Annotated in this window: 4 protein-coding genes; 2 read left to right on the top strand and 2 right to left on the bottom strand. The window is 68.0% G+C overall.

The features are described 5' to 3' along the window. A partial coding sequence (locus HUU94_RS05605; RefSeq protein ID WP_174274117.1) for a TolC family protein occupies window positions 1-331 on the top strand: 331 nt, incomplete at its 5' end. Here the strand turns inward: HUU94_RS05605 and HUU94_RS05600 are convergent. Next, window positions 313-531 carry a hypothetical protein gene (locus tag HUU94_RS05600; RefSeq protein WP_174274116.1) on the bottom strand — a complete coding sequence of 73 codons (219 nt, stop codon included), beginning with the start codon at window positions 529-531 and terminating at the stop codon, window positions 313-315. The genes HUU94_RS05605 and HUU94_RS05600 overlap by 19 nt on opposite strands. Window positions 532-677: 146 nt before the next feature. Then, window positions 678-2,348, bottom strand: coding sequence for an MFS transporter (locus tag HUU94_RS05595; RefSeq protein ID WP_174274115.1), 1,671 nt, complete (start codon window positions 2,346-2,348; stop codon window positions 678-680). Window positions 2,349-2,554: 206 nt separating this feature from the next. Between HUU94_RS05595 and HUU94_RS05590 the strand changes: the two genes are divergently transcribed. Next, entirely contained in the window at window positions 2,555-3,070 is a 516-nt protein-coding gene (locus tag HUU94_RS05590; protein ID WP_174274114.1) for a MarR family winged helix-turn-helix transcriptional regulator, read from the top strand. The last annotated feature ends 162 nt before the right edge of the window (window positions 3,071-3,232 follow it).

Raw genomic sequence — 3,232 nt, 5'->3', positions numbered from 1 at the left:
GCTGGCCGCGCTGCGCGACGCCGAGGATTCGCTGGCGCGCTTCGGCGCGCGGCGGCGGGTGCTGGCGACGCTGGTGCGCGAGAAGGCGGCGGCGGACGAGGCGGCGGCCTTGTCTCGCCAGCGCTACCGCGCGGGAACCGCCACCCTGATCGATCAGCTCGATGCCGAACGCACGCAGCTTGGCGCGGAGCAGAATATCTCCACTGCGGAAGCGGCTTTGACGATGGATTTCGTCGCGATCCAGAAGGCGCTTGGCCTGGGATGGGGCGTCGCGGCGAACGGCTCGCCGGGCACCGCAGCCCCCGGAAACGATCAGCCCAGGATGAGGTAGACCGTGCCGCCGATCAGCGCCGAAACCGCGCTGGCGATGCCGAGCATCCAGCCTTCGATGTTGGAAACGGAGGGATTCTGCATTTCCATCGTCAACTCTCCAGGATGACTGCCGTTCTGACGACGGCTTGCATGCAGACTATCATAAGGCGCGGAAACTTCAATGGTTCCGAAGCGGCCAAGCTGCCAGACTTTGGCCAATTATAGTAAGTGCTTAGTCGATCTTCTGAATCGGCGACAAGCTAAGCAGCGGTAGCACCGTATCGGATCCATCGCACGACTCGCGCCCGACTTTGCTGCGCAGAAAAGACCGCAGCATGGCGCGAGGCTGGCATCAGGCGTGCCGTTCAGGGCGCGAAGATCGGGATGGGCTCGCTTTGCGGATCGGGCGAATCGGCGCGCCACCTTACCGATCCGAACGGCCGTTCGAGGCGACGGCGAATGCGGCGGATGCCGTCCGGCCGGCAGAAGCCGTCGGCGAGCTTTTGCAGCGCGAGATCGGATAGGGTGAACCGGCTGCGCTGGCGGAGATAATCCCCCCATGTCGGGCAACTGTAGCGCTCCGTCCACAGCGCCGGATCGGCGATATCGCGCGCGATCGACCATTCGAACGCGCCGTTGCGCTTCCGCGCGCGTTGCAGCTTGCGCATGACATCGTAGAATTGGCGGGCCTGATCGGGATCGACGTCATAATCGATCTCGACCACCACGGGCCCGCTCCGCGCGGTCAGCGCGAGCGCGACCTCCGGCTCGTGCGCGATCCCGATCTGCTCGATCGCGCTGGCGAGCATGCGCGGCATCGGCATGAGCAGCCCGATCAGCGGCGTCAGTATCATCGCCGCTCCCGAGGCGATCATCGCCGCGCCGACGCCGTGATCGGTCGCGACGCGCCCCCACAGCCACGCGCCGATCGCGATGCCGCCGGTCAGCGAGGATTGATACCAGGAGAGCGCGCGCGCCGTGACCCAGCGCGGCGCCGAGAGCTGCACGCCGAGATTGAGGATCGCCGCCATCAGCATCCAGGCGGTCCCCGCGACCGCCATCACCACCGCGGTGAGGATGACGTCGTGGCTCAATCCGACGATGACGATCGATCCCCCCGTGATCAGCGCGCACAGCCGCATCGCGTTTTCGGATTTCATCGCCTTGCGGATGCGCGGGATCAGCAGCGCGCCGGCCACCGCGCCGCCCCCGAACATGCCGAGCAGCAGGCCATAGGTGCCGGCGCCGCCGTAGAGCAGATCGCGCGCGACGATCGGCGTGAGCGCCGAGACCGAGGCGCCGGCCATGCCCGTGCCGAGCGATCGGACGATCACCGTGCGGATCGGCGGCGAATGCACCGCATAGCGCGCGCCGGCGACGATCGCGCGATCGATCCGCTCGGGCGGCAGGCGGGAGGGCGTATCGGGACGCCGCCACAAAAAGAAGGCGACGATCAACGGCAGATAACAGATTGCGTTGATACCGAACGCCGAGCGCGCGCCCGCCAGCAGCACGATCACGCCGCCCAGCGCGGGGCCGAAGCTGCGGGCGATATTATAGCTGACCGAGGCCAGCGCGACCGCCGCCGGCAGATGCTCGGCCTTGACCTGCTCGCGAACCGAGGCCTGCCAGGCGGGGCTGTAGAGCGCGCCGCCGGAGCTGATCAGCGTGCAGAAACCCAGCAGCAGCCATGGCGAGGTATAGCCCAGCGAGGCGATGACCGCGAGCGCGGCCGCGCAGACGAAGGCGAAGGCGAGGCCCGCCAGCGCCACCTTGCGGCGATCGAACATGTCGGCGATCGCGCCCGCCGGCACCGCGACGATCATGATCGGCAGCATCAGCGCGGTCTGGATCAGCGCGACCATGCCCGGCGAGTTGGTGAGCCGCGTCATCTCCCAGGCGGCGCCGACGCCGAGGACCAGCGATCCGAAATTGGACAGCAGGCTGCTCGACCAGATCGCCCGGAAGGTCCGCTCCCGCAGCGGCTCGAACGCGCCCAAGCTGCGCGATGTCTTTGGCGTGGCCGCGATGGTCATCGCATCGACTGGTGCCCTCCGGGAAACCGGCGATCAAGCGCGAAGTGGCGCCGGCCGCCGCGCGCCACCGCGCCAATCTTCCTTTCGGCCGCCTGCCATGCGACACGGGTGGGCGGCCAGGCGGCGCCGATCGGCGGGGGGCGAGGCGATGGGGATTGGCGGCGGGCTTATGATCATCGATCGCATCGATCTCGGCGGGTGCCGCGATGGCTGAGCGCGGCGACGGGCCCGACGCGCAGGATTCGCTGCGGCGATCGATCGGCGTCAAGCTGATCCTGAGCGCGCGCCGGCTGGTTCAGCGCTTCGATCAGAGCGTCGAGCGACTGGGGGTATCGCGCGCGAAGTTCCGTGTGATCGCCGTGGTTTCACGCAATCCCGGCGCGACCCAGCGCATGATCGCCGAGACGCTGGAAATCACCGAGGTCACCGCGGGCCGGCTGGTCGAGCGGCTTTGCGCGGACGGCCTGCTGGAGCGGCGCAAGCATGCCAGCGATCGCCGCGCGCGCTGCATCCATCTCACCGCCGCGGCACAACCGACGCTGCGGCGTCTCGCGCTGCTCGCCGCCGCGCAGGAGGAGGAGACCTTCGTCGGTTTCAGCGACGCGGAGCTGGCGACGCTCGCATCGCTGCTCGATCGTCTGTCCGGCAATATCGCTTCGGCGGGCGTCCGTCGGCTCGCCGCGGACGCCGATATACGGCCTTCGGTGCGAACCAAGGGTTAGAGGCGGAGGACTTCAGTTTTACCCGCTCCTGTCGAGGAGACCGAGTAGCTCCGCTGGAGTAATCTTTCCTGTTGGTGTTAAACTATCGTCACCCCGGCCTTGAGCCGGGGTCCCGCTTCTTCTTCAGCGTTGGCAGGCAGCGGGACCCCGGCTCAAGGCCGG

It is taken from the genome of Sphingomonas bacterium (genome assembly GCF_903644055.1).
Taxonomy (GTDB): Bacteria; Pseudomonadota; Alphaproteobacteria; order Sphingomonadales; family Sphingomonadaceae; genus Sphingomonas_I.
This window is presented reverse-complemented; position numbering and strand designations above follow the sequence as displayed.